Below are 17,669 nucleotides of genomic sequence, written 5' to 3'. Positions count from 1 at the left end.
GCCTATGACCATCTCCATCCGCTCCGTCGAAAAGAAGTTCGGTCGCTATCCGGCGCTGAACAAGGTCGATCTCGAGATCGCCGATGGCGAACTGCTGGCGCTGCTGGGGCCTTCGGGCTCGGGCAAGACGACGCTGCTGCGCACGATCGCGGGCCTGGAATTCCCGGACGCCGGCCAGGTGCTGTTCGACGGCGAGGACGTGACCTTCGCCTCGGCGGCCGACCGCCGCGTGGGCTTCGTGTTCCAGCAGTACGCGCTGTTCAAGCACATGACCGTGGCCAAGAATATCGCGTTCGGCCTCGACGTCCGGAAGGGCAAGGACAAGCCGCCCAAGGACGAGATCGCCCGCCGCGTCGAGGAACTGCTGAAGCTGGTCGAGCTGGACGGCCTGGGCTCGCGCTATCCGTCGCAGCTGTCGGGCGGCCAGCGCCAGCGCGTGGCCCTGTCGCGGGCGCTGGCCGTGCAGCCCAGCGTGCTGCTGCTGGACGAGCCGTTCGGCGCCCTGGACGCCACGGTCCGCAAGTCGCTCCGCAAGGAGCTGCGCCGCGTCCATGACGCCACGGGCGTGACCACCATCTTCGTGACGCACGACCAGGAAGAGGCCCTGGAACTGGCCGACCGCGTGGCCATCCTGAACAAAGGCTCGATCGAGCAGATCGGCACGCCCGACCAGGTGCACGACACCCCGGAGACGGCCTTCGTCTGCGGCTTCGTCGGCGAGGCCAACTGCTTCGAGGGCCAGGTCGGCGGCGGCCAGTTCAACGCCGGCGCGCTGCGCCTGCCGGCCTCGGGCGTGCGCGAAGGTTCGGCTACGGCCTATGTCCGTCCGCACGACTTCGTGCTGGACGACGGCGGCTTCGAGGTGAACGTCGACCGGGCGCATGTGCAGGGCGCCCTGACCACGGTCAACGCCACCGCCGCCGACGGCCGTCACATCGAGATCAGCGCTTCGCGCGCCGAAGCGACCCGTTTCCAGGGCACGGTCAAGATCGCTGCCCGCAAAGCCCACGTTTACGCCGCTTAAGCTCTCCGCGCGCTAAGCTTGACTGGGCGAACAGGGTTCAACGTTCGCGAGCGAAGCGGCTTGTGTTGCGCTAACATCGGCGCGACTCGGCGGAAGTATTGGGGACGCATGGCCATGGTGGAGCCTTCGGGCGCGGAGCGTCGCTCGCATCCCCGGATGCCGGCGGCGCGCAAGATCTACATCGTCGACGATCCGCGCTCGTGGAAGTGCTCGCTGCTGGACGTGGCCGAGAAGGGCGCGCGCCTGTCGTCGATCGGCATCGCTTCGCCGCCGGAAAAGTTCATCTTCGTCGACGCTGGCGGCCGCCGGGTGCATCTGGCGCACGTCGTCTGGCGCTCGGGCGCGGAAGTGGGCGTGCAGTTCCTGGTGACCCAGCGCATCGGCCCCCGCGCCGGCGGCGCGGCCGGGGCGCTGGAGATCGCCCGCAAGTTCGCCGCCACCCTACCGGCCGAGGCGGGCGCCTGACCTACTGCTGCTGTTGTTGCTGCTGCTGATGCAGATCCTGGCGCAGGGCCGCGTCCGGACGACGGCGGCCGCCCGCGAAGGTCGGGCGCGCCATGCGCAGGAACTCGGGCTCGGCCATCGCCGCGCGGGCCCGGCGGACGGTGACGCCCACGGCCAGCTGGCTCTCGGCGTCGCCCTTGTAGACGCCCCGTGACGGGGTGACGTCGGCATAGTCCCGACCCACGGCGACAGCCACGTGGCGCTCGCCGGCCATCATGTTGTTGGTCGGATCGAAGCCGACCCAGCGGAGGCTGGGCAGGAACACTTCGACCCAGGCATGGGTGGCATCGGGATCGGAGCGGTCGCCGGCGTCGCGGTCGGTGAACAGGTAGCCCGACACGTAGCGCGCCGGCATGCCCCAGGCCCGGCAAACCGCCAGCATGATGTGAGCGAAGTCCTGGCAGACGCCGCGCCCGGCGCTCAGCGCCATGTCGATCGGGCTGTCGGCGTCGGTGACGCCCGGCTGGTATTCGAACGCCCGGTAGATGGTCTCTGACAGGGCGCGGGCGGCGGTCAGCGGATCCTTGCGCTTCAGGGTGTCCAGGTCGTGCTCGTTGATGAAGGTCTGCAGCGCCTCGGTCATCTCGACGAAGCCATGCGGCCGCAGGAAGTCGAAGCACTCGCCGCGCACGAACTCGCTGCGCAGCCGGTCCCACTCGCCCATGTCCAGATGGTCCGGTCGCTCGGTAGGGGCTTCGGTCTCCACCGCCGAGCGGGCGATGATGGTCAGCTTGTCGTGCGGCTGCGGGACGTCGAAGTGGTAGACGGCGTTGCCGAAGCTGTCGGCGTACGAAAACACCTGGGCGGCCGGCTCCAGGTCCAGCTCGAAGCTGACCAGGCGCTGGCGCGCGGTCTTCTGGGGCTGCATCCACAGCTCCATCAGGCTTTCCCGGACGGGCTTCTCGTAGTGGTACTGGGTGACGTGGCGGATTTCGAGGAGCACTGGAAAGTCCTAAGCCGGAAGACGCGTTTCGAGCGGGTAGGCGACGAAGGTGTCGTAGATCGCTTCGTGGATGCGGGCGCACTCGTTGACGACGGTGGTCAGCAAAGGCCCGGCGCCGACGGCTTCCAACTCGTCGACATCGGCGAACTGTAGGCGCGCTTTCAGGCGGCCGGCCAGGCGTTCCGGTCCCGCGCGCTCGTTGACGGCGCCGCGGGCCATGGCGCTGAGGTGCTGTTCGATCTGGGCGGTGGCGAAGCGGATCGAGCGCGGGAAATCCTCGTCGAAGACCAGGAATTCGAGGATGTGTCGGGGCTCGATCTCGGCGGTGTAGACCCGCAGATAGGGCTCCAGGGCGCAGGCCATGCGCAGCACGCTGACCAGGGCCACGTGGTCGTCGACCTGGCCGTGGGCGGGGCTTTCGGCGAAGCAGACCTCCAGCAGGCGCGAGAGCAGCTGGGCTCGCTCCATGTAGATGCCCAGCATCATGAACCGCCAGCTCTCGCCGTGGCTCATGGTGGTGTCGGCCGCGCCCTTGAACAGGTGCAGGTCGGCGATGACATCGTGCAGGAAGTTGGCCGAGCCGTCCGAGAACTCCTTGGCGACCTTCTTGTCCGTGACCTTCAGGTACAGCAGGTTCAGTCGCTCCCAGGTCTCGGTGGTGATCTGGTCGCGAACCTGGCGGGCGTTCTCGCGGGCCTGGGCAAGGGACGAGACGACCGAGTTGGGGTCGGAGCGATCCAGCACCAGGGCCTGGGCGGCCTCGAACGATCCGACGTCCACGCCGTCGCCCGGCTCGCCGACGGCGGCCATGGCGATCCAGATCGCCTGAGCGCCGGAGTCGGTCTGGTCGAGGGTGGCGTTCAGCATCACCGACGACAGGCGCGAGAGGTGCTCGGCCCGTTCGATGTATCGGCCCAGCCAGTAGAGGCTGTCGGCAACACGCGCGAGCATCATGGGCGGGCGCTCCCGTTGCCGGCGCCATTGGAGTGGCCGTTTTCATCGGCCAGCACCCAGGTGTCCTTCGAGCCGCCGCCCTGGCTGGAGTTCACGACCAGAGAGCCGCGCTTCAGCGCCACGCGGGTGAGAGCGCCGGGCGTCACGATGGTCTTCTCGCCCGACAGGATGAACGGGCGCAGGTCGACGTGGCGCGGCTCGATCCGGCCGTCGACCAGGCAGGGCGCGGTCGAGAGCTGGATGGTCGGTTGGGCGATGTAGTTGTCGGGATCGGCCTTGATGGCGTCGGCGAAGTCGTCGCGCTCCTTCTGGCTGGCGTGCGGGCCGACCAGCATGCCGTAGCCGCCCGAGGCGCCAACGGCCTTGACCACGTACTTGTCGAGGTTCTCGAGCACGTGACCCAGCTGGCGCGGCTCGCGGCAGAGGAAGGTCTCGATATTGGGCAGGATGGCGTCCTCGCCCAGATAGTAGCGGATGATGTCGGGGACATAGGCGTAGACGGCCTTGTCGTCGGCGACGCCCGTGCCGGGGGCGTTGCAGATCACCACGTTGCCGGCGCGATAGGCGTTGAACAGGCCCGCCGCGCCCAGCGAGCTGTCGCGTCGGAAGGTGAGGGGGTCGATGAAGTCGTCGTCGACCCGGCGATAGATCACGTCGATCCGGCGGATGCCGGTCGTGGTGCGCATGTAGACCATGTTCTCGTGCACCACGAGATCGCGGCCCTCGACCAGCGGCACCCCCATCAGGCGGGCCAGGTAGGCGTGCTCGTAATAGGCGCTGTTGTAGACGCCTGGTGTCAGCACCACGACCTGCGGGTCGCCCCGCCAGTCGGCGGCCATGCTCTTCAGTGTCGAGAGCAGGAGGTCGGGATAGCGCTCCACGGGACGCACGCCAGCAGCGCGATAGGTGCCAGGGAAGGTCCGCTTGGCCGCGTCGCGATTGGCCAGCATGTACGAGACGCCTGACGGGACGCGGAGATTGTCCTCCAGCACGGCGAATTGGCCGTCCTGGCAGCGGATCAGGTCGCTGCCGCAGACATTGGCGTAGGCCTTGTGCGGCACATAGAGGTGCTGCATTTCGCGGCGATACGACGGCGCGCCCAGCACCAGCTCGCGCGGCACCACGCCGTCCATCAGGATCTGCTGATCGCCGTAGATATCGGCCAGGAACAGGTTCAGGGCCTGCAGCCGCTGGGTCAGGCCCGCTTCGATCCGCTTCCACTCGTCGGCGGGGATGATGCGCGGGAAGAGGTCGGTCGGCATCACCCGCTCGGTGGTGTTATCCGCGCCATAGACCGTGAAGGTGATGCCCTGCAGCAGGAACGACCGTTCCAGGGTGCGCTGGCGGCCCGCCAGCTCTTCCGCGCCCAGGGTCGACATGCGGCCGTGCAGAGGATCGTAGTGCTTCCGGACCTCGCCCTCGGGCGTGAACATCTCATCGTAGGCGACGCCCGGCAGGTAGGCCGCCTCCGTCATCGGAAGGGTCGGTGCGTCTTCGAGGGTCTGGGTCTTCGCCGCCACGCTTTTTTCCACGCCCTATTTCAAAGGGTTGTCTTCACTTGGGCGCGACGCCGAGGGGGCCGCGCCATCTCGACTCTAGAACGTCGCGACGGTCTCGCGCGTCGGATTCGACATCCGCCGCGTGATTGCACACGACTGCTCATCATTTGGGCGCCTTCCGCCTGCTTTGGGAAGCGCAGCTAGCGTCCTCTTCGTTGCATTTCCTGTCGTGACACGGCGCAAACCCCAGACTACAGCAGGGGCGGGGGCGCTTCGCGCGGGGAACGTGATTTGGTGCTTGGGCGGTACTCCCTGGCCTTGACCGTGGTGACGTGGCTGACGGCCTCGGTCGCCTGGGCCGACGAGCCGATGGCCCAGATCCAAGGCGTCGAGGACAGGGCCCTGCGCGACGCCATTCAGCGCGCTCTGACCGATTCCAAGAATCCCGCCCAAAGCCGCGCCGAAGCGCGTCGCCGCGCCCGCCAGGCCGGCGAGGACTCCATCGCCGTGCTGCGCGCCGAGGGCTACTATGCCTACACCGTCGAGCCCGACGTCCTGGACGGCGAGCCGCCGCGCGCGGTGGTCAAGATCACGCCAGGACCGGTCTTCACGATCGCCGACCCGCGCATCGACTGGTCCGGCGCGCCGCCCGACGAAGGCGTCCGCCAGCGCGCCGCCGCCGCCATGCGCCTTACCGTGGGCGAGCCGGGGCGTTCGGCCGATGTGGTCGGCGCGGAGGGGCGCGTGGTCGCTCAGGTCGCAAAGCTGGGCTATGCCGACGCCGCCGCCGAGCCGCGCGAAGTCATTGTCGATCACGCCGATCATACGGTTCGCCCGGCCTTCAAGATCGTGGCCGGCGAGCTGGTCCATCTCGACGGGATCGAGGTCGTCACCAAGGGGCGCACCAATCCCGCCTGGGTCGGACGCCTGGCGCCCTGGGTCAGTGGCGATGTCTACGACCCCGAGGACGTCGCCGAGCTGGAGCGCCGCCTGCGCGACACCAGCGTCTACGACTCGATCTCGGTCTCGCTGGCCGGACCCGACAAGGCGACCGCCGAGGGCTACCGGCCCGTGGTCATCACCCTGGCCGACCGCAAGTCGCGGACCATCGAACTGGGCGCCGGCTATTCGACCAGCGAGGGCGCGGGCATCGACGCGCGGTGGATCCGCTACAATCGGCTGAAGCGCGCCGACACCACCACCTACGCTCTGCGCTTCGCCAAGCTGGAGCAGCGGCTGGGGGCGGAAATCTCGCTGCCGCACTGGCGTCGTCCGCAGCAGACGCTGAAGATGAATACGTCGGTGTTCCGCAACGACACTGACGCCTACAACGAAACCGGCGCCACGGTCGGGGTCGACCTGACCAAGCGACGTCAGACGACGGCCTATCGCACCTTCGGCGTGTCGCTGGACCTGTCCCAGACCAAGGAGCAGGTCAGCCGCAACGGTTTGGTCGCCGGCCGCAAGCTGAACCTGGCCACCGTCGCGGGCCTGGCGGCCTATGCCTGGGACTTCTCGGACAACATCCTGGATCCCAAGCGCGGCTGGCGCCTCGAGACGCGGGGCGAGCCGACCTATGTGGTCGGCGATACAACTCTGCCGTACCTGAAGCTGACGACCCAGGGCTCGGCCTATCTGCCGATCGGCAAACTGGCCAGCACGGTGGTGGCCGCCCGCGTGAAGCTGGGCGCCATTCTGGGCGGTGGCATTCCCAGTGTCCCGGCCTCGCGGCGCTTCTATTCCGGCGGCGGCGGCTCGGTGCGCGGCTACGCCTATCAGGCCATTGGGCCGCGCCTGACCGATAACACGCCTCAAGGCGGTATCTCGCTGGTCGAGACCTCGTTCGAGGTGCGCCAGAAGATTACCCGGAACTGGAGCGGTGTCGCCTTCATCGACACCGGGGCCATCGGCACGGACAAGACCCCGAGAGCCGAAGACTTCCGCACCGGTGTGGGCTTCGGCGTCCGCTATGACCTGGGCTTCGGCCCCATCCGCGCCGACATCGCCGCCCCGCTGGGCCGCCGCAAGGGCGACCCGGCGTTCCAGATCTATCTCAGCATCGGGCAGAGCTTTTGAGCGGCGAGCAGGACAAGCCTGACCTGACGGAGGCCGTCGTCCACGCTGCTGAGGCGACGGGCGAGGTCGCCGTCAAGGCCGCCAAAAAGATCGGCTGGGGCGGCGCGCTGCTGATCGCCGCTGCGATCCTGGCCGGCATTCTGATCGTCATGGCCGGCGGCCTGCGCCTGGCGCCGATCACGCCGCAGGGCCGCATGTTCCTCGAGGCTCGCGCTTCGGGCCTGAAGCTGGGCCGCATCGGCAAGCTGAAGATCGAAGGCCTGTCGGGCGACATCTGGAAGGACTTCGGCGTTCGCCGCCTGACCATTTCCGACGAGAAGGGCGTCTGGCTGGAGGCTCACGACCTGCGGGTCGCCTGGCGCGCCACCGAGCTGTTCGGCCGGCGCTTTCATGCCGAGCGCATCGACGCTCGCGACGTGATCCTGCTGCGCCGCCCGACCCTGACGCCCAAGGGACCCAAGTCCAGCGCCGCGCCGGTGTCGGTCGACCTGGACGCCTTCGCCTTCCGCCTGATCACCCGGCCGGCGTTCAGCGGCAAGGACGGCGATTTCGACGTCAGGGGCGACTACGAGATGGCCCGCCTGGGCGGCCACAAGGGCAAGCTGGGCGTGGCCTCGCGCCTGCATGTCGGCGATCACCTGAACCTCGGCTTCGATCTTGGACGCGCCGAGACCCTGCACCTGAAGGCGGACGCGGTCGAAGCCAATGGCGGCGCCATCGCTGGGGCCCTGGGTCTGCCGGCCGACCGAACCTTCGACCTGAAGGCCAAGGCCGATGGCACGACCAGCCGCGCCGCCTTCAACATCGTGGCCCGCTCGGGAAACACCATCCCGTTGCAGGGCGACGGCGCCTGGAACGAGCAGGGCGGCTCGGCCCGAGGGCGGCTGGACCTGCAGGCCTCGACCCTGACCCAGCGCCTAGCCCACATGTTCGGGCCGCAGGCGGACTTCACCCTCGACGGCAGGAAGGCCACCAAGGACGGGCTTTCGGCCCTGAACCTGGCGATCAATGCCGAGAACCTGACGTTGCGAGGCCATGGTCTGGCCGATCTCGCCAAGAAGCGGACGGGTCCGGACGGCATCGCCTTCACCGCCCAGATCGGCGCGCTGAAGCGCATCGTCACGATCCCGCAGATGGGGCGCGGCGTCGCCGACGGCGTCTTCCGTCTCGAGGAGGGGGGCTTCTCGGTCCAGGGCAATGCCGACGTCGCCGATCTGGAGCTGCTGGGCTATCGCCTCAAGCGCGCCAAGGGGCCGGCGAGGGTTCGCTGGGCCAAGGGTGAGCTGGAGATCGAGGCGCAGGCGACCAGCTCGGGCGGCGGCGGCACGGGCCTGCTAGCGCTGCTGGGCCCTAGCCCCAAGGCGACCTTCGAGGGCGCGCGGGTCAAGGGCGGTCGCTTCCTGATCAAGGCCGCCCGGATCGACGCTCCGAACCTGATCGTCACCGGCAAGGGCGAGCGCGGTGTTCTGGGTGGTCTGTCCTTCGACGGTGAGATGAAGGTGGCCAGCATGGGTCCTGTGCGGCCCGGCGCGAAGGGTTCGCTGTCCGCCAAGTGGACGGCGTCGAGCTTCGCAGACCGGCCCTGGAGCTTCACGGTCGACAGCCAGGCGACGGGCTTCGCCACGGGCTATGCCGAGATCGATCGCCTGCTGGGCGCGGCGCCGAAGCTGAACGGCAAGGCCAGCTGGAACGACGGCGTCCTGACCGTTTCCGACGCCAAGCTGGACGGGACCAATGCCAATCTGCGGTCTTCGGGCAAGATGACCGTCGGCCAGGCCCTTGGCCTGGACTTCAAGCTGGACTGGACCGCTTCAGGCCCGTTCGTCGCCGGTCCGGTCGAGATCGCCGGCAAGGCGTCGGGCGATGGTCATGTCGGCGGCACGCTGGCTGCGCCGAGGGCCGAGCTCAACGCCGACTTCGACAGCATCGACCTGCCGCGCCTGCCCTTGAAGAAGGCGCACCTGACCGTGACCTTCGCGCACGGTCCCAACGCCACCGACGGCGTCGCGGCGCTGCAAGGCGACAGCGCCTATGGCCCGGCGCGCGGGCGGACGGTGTTTCGGTTCTCGCCGGGCGGTATCGAGCTGACCGAACTGGACATCGATGGTGGCGGCGCCAAGGCCAAGGGCGCCATGTCACTGCGCAACGGCTTGCCGGCGACGGCGGACCTGACCCTGGCCATCGGCCCGGGCGCGTTCCTGCCGCAGGGGCAGGTGACGGGCTCTGCCAAGCTGGTCGACGCGCCTGGCGGTGGTCCGGCTTCGGCGACGCTGGACCTGACGGCCGAGGACGTCTCCAGCGGTGGTTGGAAGGTCCGTTCGGCTCGGATTAAGGCCGAGGGACCGCTGTCGCGCCTGCCCCTGGCGATCGACGCCCGCGGCGAGGCTCCTGGTGGCCGCTGGCGTCTGAACGGCTCCGGCGAACTGGCCCAGACCGACAAGATCTACGACCTGACCCTGAACGCCGCCGGCAAGATGGGCCGCACCGACATCAAGACCCGCGAGGCGGCCAAGTTCCGCTTCGGCGACGGGCCGACCCAGGCCCGCCTGCGCCTGGCCATCGACCAGGGCCGCGCCGACATCGACGCTGACTTCGGCGGCGCTGTCGCCATGCTGAAGGCGCAGTTGACCGGCGTGACGCTCACCGCGTTCGACCCGGACCTCGACGGCGATATCGACGGATCCTTCAACCTGCACGGCCAGGGCGAGACCCTGGGCGGCGACTTCACCATGCGCCTGTCGAACGCTCGCGAGCGCGGGGCCAAGGTCGACCAGTCGATGGACGCCAAGATCCACGGCGACCTGACCGACAGCCGCCTGACCATCGTGGCCGATGGCGACAACCGCCAGGGCTTGAAGGCCGAGGCTAACCTGGTCCTGCCGGTCGAGGCCTCGGCCAAGCCGCTGCGCCTGATGGTCGACAAGAAGCGCGGCGTGCAGGGACGCTTCTCGGCCCAGGGCGAGATCAAGCCGCTGTGGGACCTGCTGCTGGGTCCCGAGCGGTCGCTGTCGGGCAAGATCAACCTGGAGGCCAACCTGGGCGGCACCCTGGCCGACCCGCGCCTGATCGGCCAGGCGACCCTGGACAACGGCGGTTTCGACGATGGCCAGACGGGTCTTCGCCTGCGTAACGTCACCTTGCGTGCGGCCCTGGCGGACAACGCCATCGATGTCAGCCAGGCGGTCGGCGAGGACGGGCAGGGCGGTTCGGTCTCGGGCGCCGGCCGGATCAGCCTGGCGCGCGACGGCGTCGGCAGCTTCAAGCTGGACATGAAGAGCTTCCGCCTGATCGACACAGACCTGGCCTCGGCCGTCGCTAGCGGCTCGGCGACGGTGAACCGCTCGGCCGACGGCAAGATCAAGCTGACCGGCGCGGTGACCCTCGATCGCGCCGACGTCTCCGCCCAGAGCAAGACCCCGGTGGGCGTCATCGCCATGGACGTGATCGAGCGCAACCGGCCGCAGGACCTGGACCAGGGCCTGCAGCGCCGCCCCGACACCGGCGGCATGATCCTGGACCTCGACCTGAAGGCGCCGCGCCGGGTGTTCGTGAAGGGGCGCGGCCTCGACGTCGAACTGTCGCTGAACGCCCACGTCGGCGGCACCTCCCTGGCCCCGGCGCTGAGCGGCGTGGCCCGCGTGGTGCGCGGCGAATACGACTTCGCCGGCAAGCGGTTCGAGTTCGACGACGATGGTGTCGTCTACCTGTCCAGCCAGCTGGACCGCATCCGCCTGGATCTGTCCGCGACCCGCGAGGACGCCTCCCTGACGGCGGTGGTGCGGATCCAGGGTACGGCCGCCAAGCCGGAGATCACCCTGACCTCCAAGCCCGAACTGCCCAGCGACGAGGTGCTCAGCCAGGTGCTGTTCGGTTCGTCCGCGGCCCAGCTCTCGCCGATCGAGGCCGCTCAGCTGGCCTCGGCCCTGGCCTCGCTGGCCGGTGGCGGCGGCTTCGACGTGATCGGCAACCTGCGCAGCTTCGCGCGGCTGGATCGCCTGGCCTTCGCCGAGAGCGCGACGGGCATGACGGTGTCGGGCGGTAAGTACGTGACCGATGACGTCTATGTCGAGATCATCGGCGGTGGCCGCGAAGGGCCGGCGGCGCAGGTCGAGTGGAGGATTCGCCGGACCCTGTCGCTGGTCTCGAGGATCGGCGGCCAAAACGACGCCAAGCTTTCCGTCCGCTGGCGAAAGGACTACTAAAGACGCAAGGCTGTTGCGCGGGCGACCGGTTACCTCCTCCGAGGTGAGCACGATTTACCCGCGGCCCTTGGTTATCGTGACTGAGGGAGGACCAGCCTATATGCGGCTCAATTCAGAAGATCGCGTGGTTCTGGATCGCATCGCGCGCGACGGCGGCCTGATCGTCGATCGCGCCGTGGATTGGTGTGCGGTGAACTCCGGAAGCCGGCACGTGACCGGCCTGGAGCGTCAAAGGCAAATTCTGCTCGACGCCGCCGCGCGTCTGCCGGCCGCGCCGATCGATGTGCCGCTGTCGCCGTCGCGAGAGATCTCGGCCGACGGCCGCGAGACCGAATTCCATCATCCGCCGTCGCTGGCCGTGGTCGTGCGGCCGGAGGCGCCGGTCCAGGTGGTGCTGACTGGCCACTACGACACGGTCTATCCCGAGACGAGCCCGTTCCAGCTGGTCCGCACCCGCCCCGACGGCGCGCTGCATGGTCCGGGTATCGCCGACATGAAGGGCGGCATTTCGGTCATGTTGGCGGCGCTGGAGGCGTTCGAAGCCCACCCGGACTCGCACAATGTCGGCTACCGCGTGCTGCTGTCGCCCGACGAGGAGATCGGCTCGATCGCCTCGGGTCCGGTGCTGGCCGAGTTCGCGCGGCAAGGCCATGTGGGCCTGACCTATGAGCCTGCGCTGGCCGACGGAGCCCTGGCCTCGGCGCGTAAGGGCTCGGGCAATTTCCACATCGTCATTCACGGCCGCGCGGCCCATGCCGGTCGCGACTTCGCCGCCGGCCGCAACGCCGTGATCGGCGCGGCGCGGGTGGCGGAGAAGCTGCACGGTCTGAACGGCCAGCGCGATGGCGTCACGGTCAATGTCTCCCGCATCGATGGCGGCGCGCCGCTGAACATGGTGCCGGACGTGGCGGTCGTTCGCTTCAATGTCCGCTTCCCGGAAGCGCAGGCGGCTGCCTGGTTCGAGGGTGAGGTGGCGCGGATCGTCGGCGAAATCGGCGACGACTTGCACGCCCACCTGCACGGCCTGATCACCCGCGGCGCCAAGCCCTTCAACGCCGCCCAACAGCAGCTGTTCGGGGCTGTGAAGGACGTCGGCGCGTTGCTCGGCCAGGACATCGCCTGGAAGCCTTCTGGCGGCGTCTGCGAGGGCAACAACCTGTTCGCTTCGGGCCTGCCCAATGTCGACACACTGGGCGTACGCGGTGGCGATATCCACAGCGAGGCCGAGCACGCCTGGCCCGAGAGCTTCGTCGAGCGCGCGCAGCTCTCGGCCCTGATCCTGATGAAACTGGCCAGCGGCGAGATCGACGCCAGAGCGATCCGCGCGGCCATGGGGGAAATTTGATGCTTGTTGTCCGCCCTGCCGGCTCGACCGACTTCGACGCCCTGATGGAGCTGGCCGTCCTATCCGGACGCGGCTTCACCAGTCTGCCGGAAGACGAGCCGACCCTGCGGTCGCGCCTGGCCCTCTCCGAGGCCAGCTTCCAGGCCGGCGTCGCCGCGCCCGAGGCCTGGTACACCCTGATGCTGGAGGACCTGGACGCCGGCGACGTGATCGGTGTGGCGGGGGTCAAGGCGGGCGTGGGTCTCAAGCGGCCGCACTTCTCGTTCCGCGTCGTCACCTTGGCCCAGTCATCGCCGACCCTGGAGAAGCGCTTCGATCACCGCGCCCTGGTGCTGGTCAACGAATGCGCCGGCTGGTCGGAGGTCGGCTCGCTGTTTCTGAAACCCGAGCGGCGCAAGGGCGGGGCCGGGCGCCTGCTGGCCCAGTCGCGCTACATGCTGATCGGTCTGGAACCGCAGCGCTTCGCCGAGATGGTGCTGGCCGAGCTGCGCGGCTGGTTCGACGAGGACGGCAGCTGCCCGTTCTGGGACCATGTCGCCGAGAAGTTCTTCCGCCTGGGCTTCGACGAGGCCGACATGATGAGCGCCTCGACCGACGGCCAGTTCATCCTGGACCTGGCGCCGCGCCATCCGATCTATGCCGAGCTGCTGCCCAAGGAGGCGCGCGAGGTTCTGGGGCGCGTCCATCGCGAGGGCGAGGCGGCGCGGGCCATGCTGGAGGCCGAGGGCTTCCGGTACGAGGGCCTGATCGACATCTTCGACGCTGGCCCCACGGTCGCGGCGCGGCGGGATGACATCAAGACCGTCCGAGAAGCGCGCCGCCTGCGCCTGAAGCTGGGCGAGGACGCGTTCGGTGAGGAGGCGCTGATCTCGACAGGCGCGATCGGCGCTTTCCGGGCCGTGCGGGCGCCGGTGCTGATCGACGGGGAGACCGCGATCGTAAGCCGCGAGGCGGCGCAGGCTCTTCGGCTTTCGGAAGGCGAAATGGTGCGGGTGAAGGCATGAGCGGCGCTCTCTACATCGACGGCAAGTGGCGTTCCGGACGCGGCGTCGAGCTGGTCTCGACCGATCCGGCGAGCGGCGAGGTCGTGTGGCGCGAGGCGACCGCCGACGCGGCCGACGTCGCCGAAGCCGTGGCCGCTGCTCGCAGGGCGTTCCCCGGCTGGGCGGATCGTCCGCGTGAGGAGCGGGTCGCAACCCTCCGTCGTTACAAGGAAATCCTGGTCGAGCGCACCGCCGCCTTTGCAGAGGCCCTGAGCCGCGAAACCGGCAAGGCGTTGTGGGAAACCAAGGCCGAACTGGGCTCGATGGCTGGCAAGGTCGACCTGTCGATAAAGGCCTATGATGAGCGGACCGGCGTCACCGAGAACGCCATGCCGTTCGGCCGGGCCGTGCTGCGCCACCGCGCCCATGGCGTCATGGCGGTGCTGGGGCCGTTCAACTTCCCGGGCCACCTGCCCAACGGTCATATCGTGCCGGCCCTGCTGGCGGGCGACACGGTGGTCTTCAAGCCTTCGGAAGAGACGCCCCTGGCCGGCCAGCTGATGGTCGAGGCGCTGGAGGCGGCCGGTGTGCCGGCGGGGGTCGTCAACCTGGTGCAGGGCGGCCGCGAGACGGGCCAGGCGCTGATCAACCAGGAGATCGACGGCCTGCTGTTTACCGGCTCGGCCGCGGCTGGGACGTTCTTCCGACGCCACTTCGCCGACCGACCGGACGTGATCCTGGCCCTGGAACTGGGCGGCAACAATCCGCTGATCGTCTGGGACGCGGGCGAGCCCGAGGCCGTGGCGTCGCTGATCGTGCAGTCAGCCTTCATCACCACCGGCCAGCGCTGCTCGTGCGCTCGGCGGCTGATCGTGCCGGACGACGCTTCCGGTCGCGCCGTGATCGAGGCGACAGCGGCGTTGGCCGACCGTCTGTCGATCGGCGCCTGGAACGGTGAGGGCGAGAGCTTCATGGGGCCGCTGATCTCGGCGCGGGCCGCCAACGCCGCTCGCGCGGTGGCCTCGACGATGGGCGGGGAGCACATTCGATCGCTGAGTTCGGTCGAGGGGCTGAGCGAGGCTTTCGTCACCCCCGGCATGGTTGACGTCACCGGCATCGATACGCCCGACGAGGAGCTGTTCGCGCCGTGGCTGCAGGTGCGCCGCGTCGCCAGCTTCGAAGATGCGCTGAAGGCCGCCAACGCCACGCGCTACGGATTGTCAGCGGGGCTTATCTCCAACGAATCAAAGCGTTGGGATCGTTTCCTGAACCGTATCCGCGCGGGTGTCGTGAACTGGAACCGGCCCACCACCGGGGCGGCGGGCTCGATGCCGTTCGGTGGGCTCGGGGCTTCTGGCAACCACCGGCCCAGCGCCTATTACGCCGCCGACTATTGCGCCTATCCGGTCGCCAGCTTCGAGGCCGAAGCCGTCCTCGACACCCTGAAGGACATCAAGGGGCTGCGCGGATGACGCACGCGGTCGAAGCCAATTGCGACGGCCTGGTCGGGCCGACCCATTCCTATGTCGGTCTCTCGCCCGGCAATCTGGCCAGCCAGAAGAACGCCGGCGAGGTCTCGAACCCGCGCGGCGCGGCGCTGGAAGGGCTCTCCAAGATGCGCCGGCTGGCCGATCTGGGCGTGCCGCAGTTCGTGCTGCCGCCGCATGAGCGCCCGGCCGTAAGTCTTCTGAAGTCGCTCGGTTTTTCAGGTTCGGAAGAGGCCGTGATCGAACGCGCCTGGAAGGATGCGCCAGCCCTGGCCGCCGCGGCCTGCTCGGCCTCGCCGATGTGGGCCGCCAACGCCGCGACCGTGACGCCCAGCGCCGACGCGGCTGACGGCCGCGTTCACTTCACGCCGGCCAACCTTCTGACCAATCTGCATCGGAGCCTGGAGGGGCCGCAGACCACCCGCGCCCTGCGGCGGCTGTTTCCGGACGAGACCCGCTTCGCCGTCCACGATCCGCTGCCGGCGCAGCCGCATTTCGCGGACGAAGGCGCGGCCAATCATGTTCGCCTCTGCGCCGACCACGGTGCGCCGGGCGTCAACCTGTTCGTCTGGGGACGCGAGGCCTGGGAGCGCTGGGATGGCAAGTTCCCGGCCCGCCAGACCCGTGAAGCCTTCGAGGCGATCCAGCGTCGCCACGGCGCGGCGCGGGCCGTCTTCCCACGGCAGGGCAAGGCGGCCATCGAGGGCGGCGCGTTCCACAACGATGTGGTCTGCGTCGGTACGCGCGAGTGTCTGTTCTTCCACGAGCGCGCCTTCGAGGACCGCGCCGGCATGGAGCGGAGTGTTCGCACCGTCGCCGGTGGTCTGTTCGAGCCGGCCTTCGTGGAGGTGTCGGAAGCCGACCTGCCGATGGCCGATCTGGTCGCTAGCTACCTCTTCAATTCGCAGCTGCTGGTGATCCCCGGCGAGGATCGGCTGGTGCTGCTGGCCCCGGCCGAGACACGCGACAACCCGCGCGCCTACGCCGTCGCCGAGAGCCTGGCGTCATCGAACGGTCCGATCGGGCGCGTCGACTATGTCGATGTCCGGCAGAGCATGCGCAATGGCGGCGGGCCGGCCTGCCTGCGGCTGCGCGTGGTGCTGACGCCAGCGGAACTGGCGGCGACCAACCCCGCCCAGCGGTTCGATGCAGACCTGCACGAGCGCCTCGCCGACTGGGTCACGCGCCGCTATCGCGATCGCCTCGCGCCGGTCGATCTGGCCGATCCGCGCCTGCTGACCGAGAGCCGTGAAGCGCTGGACGAACTGACGCGCATCCTAGACCTTGGCGGCGACTTCTATCCGTTCCAGAGGGCCGCTTGAGCTTCACGATCCGTCCCGCGACCGCCGCCGACCGCGACGCCATCGTCGCCGTGCACAAGGCCGCCGCAGGCGTCACGCCCGGCGCCCTGGCGCGCGCGCCTGAAGAGGTGACGCCGGCCTATGCCGACTACGCCATCGCCAGCGACATCTGCCTGCTGGCGGTCGGGCCCGATGGTTTCGTGTGCGGCGAGATCCACGCGCGACGCGAGACCGTCGCCCTGTTCGCCCATGTGCTGGGCGGCTTGACCGTCGCCGTGCATCCGGATCGACAAGGACAGGGTGTCGGCTCGGCGCTGTTCGAGGCGCTCTTCGCCCAGGCGCGCGCCATGGATCCGCCGATCCTGCGGATCGAGCTGGCGGCGGGCGGGGGCAATCCCGGCGCGGTGCGGCTCTACGAGCGGCTGGGCTTCCAGCACGAGGGGCGGCAACTGAAGCGCGGCCGGCTTCCGGATGGGCGCTTCGAGGACGATATCTTGATGGGGATACTGCTCTAGCCGCGCAGAGCGGCCAGAGCCTCTGGAAAGCGGCGCGAGAGCGGAACTTCGAGCGCCCCTAGTTCGACGGCGTAGTCGCCGGAGCCCTCCGGCTTCAAGCCCGTCACCGCCGCCTTGTTGACCAGCCAGGACTTGTGGCTGCGCACGAAACCGTGCTCGGAGAGGCCATCCTGGACGGCCGTCAACGACGAACGCATCAGCGGCCGGCGTTCGTCGGCGAGAACGAACTCGACATAGTTGCCGGCCGAGCGCACGGCCAGGATCTGGGCCACGGGGATACGGATCAGCCGCGCGCCGTCTTGGATGTCATAGGTCGCGGGCGGGGCGGGGGCGTGGAGCTCCGCAGGCTTTTGGCCACTGCGGCGCAGGGCCAGCCAGTAGATGATCGTGGCCAGGCCGTACGACATCATGTCCTTGCGGAACTCGTACGGGAACTCGGTCGAGATCGGGCCGAAGTCGTAGCCCTCGTGCAGCAGGAGGCCATGGCCGATCTTGCGCAGGACCACGAAGCCGGAAACGTGCAGGACGGAATACAGGAACACGGCCACCAGATGCGCCGGGGCGGCGATCCACCAGCGCGGCTGGGTTCGGATCATCCAGTAGGCCATCGCCGCGGGGATGACGAAGATGCACAGGGTGACCAGCGCGCTGCTGCCCTCCCAGATGGATGGCGCGACTACGCCCAGTCTCGGCGCGTCATGCTGGATGGTCAGGACGTTGACGACCGAGATCGCCGAGATCAGGCAGGCCCCGAGCAACCAGGCGCGACCTAGCCACAGGCGCTCTTCGCCGGTCATCCCGAAAGAGCCGCCGTTGGTCCCTGGAGCTTTTCCGGT

The 17,669-nt window shown here is 68.9% G+C and carries 13 protein-coding genes; 9 read left to right on the top strand and 4 right to left on the bottom strand.

Annotated elements, in window-relative coordinates; all coding sequences use genetic code 11:
* The first annotated feature begins 4 nt into the window (after positions 1-4).
* A complete protein-coding gene (locus tag AC07NN_RS18895) occupies positions 5-1,024 on the top strand; it encodes a sulfate/molybdate ABC transporter ATP-binding protein (protein ID WP_494644520.1) in 1,020 nt (339 codons plus the stop codon).
* Between the two features lie 108 nt (positions 1,025-1,132).
* Positions 1,133-1,489 (top strand): PilZ domain-containing protein, encoded by a 357-nt coding sequence (locus AC07NN_RS18890; protein WP_494644517.1) that lies wholly within the window; start codon positions 1,133-1,135, stop codon positions 1,487-1,489.
* 1 nt (position 1,490) lies between these two features.
* On the opposite strand, the gene AC07NN_RS18885 is transcribed toward AC07NN_RS18890, so the two are convergent.
* The 3 genes from AC07NN_RS18885 to AC07NN_RS18875 are packed head-to-tail and all read right to left on the bottom strand — an operon-like array spanning position 1,491 to position 4,945.
* Positions 1,491-2,471, bottom strand: coding sequence for a transglutaminase family protein (locus AC07NN_RS18885; protein ID WP_494644513.1), 981 nt, complete (start codon positions 2,469-2,471; stop codon positions 1,491-1,493).
* Positions 2,472-2,480: 9 nt separating this feature from the next.
* Positions 2,481-3,425, bottom strand: coding sequence for an alpha-E domain-containing protein (locus AC07NN_RS18880; RefSeq protein WP_494644511.1), 945 nt, complete (start codon positions 3,423-3,425; stop codon positions 2,481-2,483).
* The gene (locus AC07NN_RS18875) at positions 3,422-4,945 is read right to left on the bottom strand and encodes a circularly permuted type 2 ATP-grasp protein (RefSeq protein ID WP_494644506.1); all 1,524 of its coding nucleotides are present in this window, start codon (positions 4,943-4,945) and stop codon (positions 3,422-3,424) included. Before AC07NN_RS18875 ends, AC07NN_RS18880 begins: the two co-directional genes overlap by 4 nt.
* Positions 4,946-5,215: 270 nt before the next feature.
* Here AC07NN_RS18875 and AC07NN_RS18870 point away from each other — a divergent pair, with 270 nt between their 5' ends.
* From AC07NN_RS18870 to AC07NN_RS18840, 7 genes are all read left to right on the top strand, one after another.
* Positions 5,216-7,000: an autotransporter assembly complex protein TamA gene (locus AC07NN_RS18870; RefSeq protein ID WP_494644504.1), complete on the top strand. Its 1,785-nt coding sequence runs from the start codon at positions 5,216-5,218 to the stop codon at positions 6,998-7,000.
* 23 nt (positions 7,001-7,023) lie between these two features.
* Entirely contained in the window at positions 7,024-11,202 is a 4,179-nt protein-coding gene (locus AC07NN_RS18865; RefSeq protein ID WP_494645022.1) for a translocation/assembly module TamB domain-containing protein, read from the top strand.
* Positions 11,203-11,302: 100 nt separating this feature from the next.
* Positions 11,303-12,547: a hydrolase gene (locus AC07NN_RS18860; protein WP_494644500.1), complete on the top strand. Its 1,245-nt coding sequence runs from the start codon at positions 11,303-11,305 to the stop codon at positions 12,545-12,547.
* Positions 12,547-13,551, top strand: coding sequence for an arginine N-succinyltransferase (locus AC07NN_RS18855; protein ID WP_494644497.1), 1,005 nt, complete (start codon positions 12,547-12,549; stop codon positions 13,549-13,551). Before AC07NN_RS18860 ends, AC07NN_RS18855 begins: the two co-directional genes overlap by 1 nt.
* Positions 13,548-15,002, top strand: coding sequence for a succinylglutamate-semialdehyde dehydrogenase (gene astD, locus AC07NN_RS18850; protein ID WP_494644492.1), 1,455 nt, complete (start codon positions 13,548-13,550; stop codon positions 15,000-15,002). Before AC07NN_RS18855 ends, astD begins: the two co-directional genes overlap by 4 nt.
* Positions 14,999-16,339, top strand: coding sequence for an N-succinylarginine dihydrolase (gene astB, locus AC07NN_RS18845; protein WP_494644490.1), 1,341 nt, complete (start codon positions 14,999-15,001; stop codon positions 16,337-16,339). Before astD ends, astB begins: the two co-directional genes overlap by 4 nt.
* Complete coding sequence (locus AC07NN_RS18840) at positions 16,336-16,833, top strand: GNAT family N-acetyltransferase (protein ID WP_494644488.1); 498 nt, start codon at positions 16,336-16,338, stop codon at positions 16,831-16,833. The genes astB and AC07NN_RS18840 overlap by 4 nt, the downstream gene beginning before the upstream one ends.
* On the opposite strand, the gene AC07NN_RS18835 is transcribed toward AC07NN_RS18840, so the two are convergent.
* Positions 16,830-17,630 (bottom strand): LytTR family DNA-binding domain-containing protein, encoded by an 801-nt coding sequence (locus AC07NN_RS18835; protein ID WP_494644485.1) that lies wholly within the window; start codon positions 17,628-17,630, stop codon positions 16,830-16,832. The two genes, AC07NN_RS18840 and AC07NN_RS18835, sit on opposite strands and share 4 nt — an antisense overlap.
* Positions 17,631-17,669 lie beyond the last annotated feature (39 nt).

It is taken from the genome of Caulobacter sp. GW821-FHT09H08 (assembly GCF_059415885.1).
This window is presented reverse-complemented; position numbering and strand designations above follow the sequence as displayed.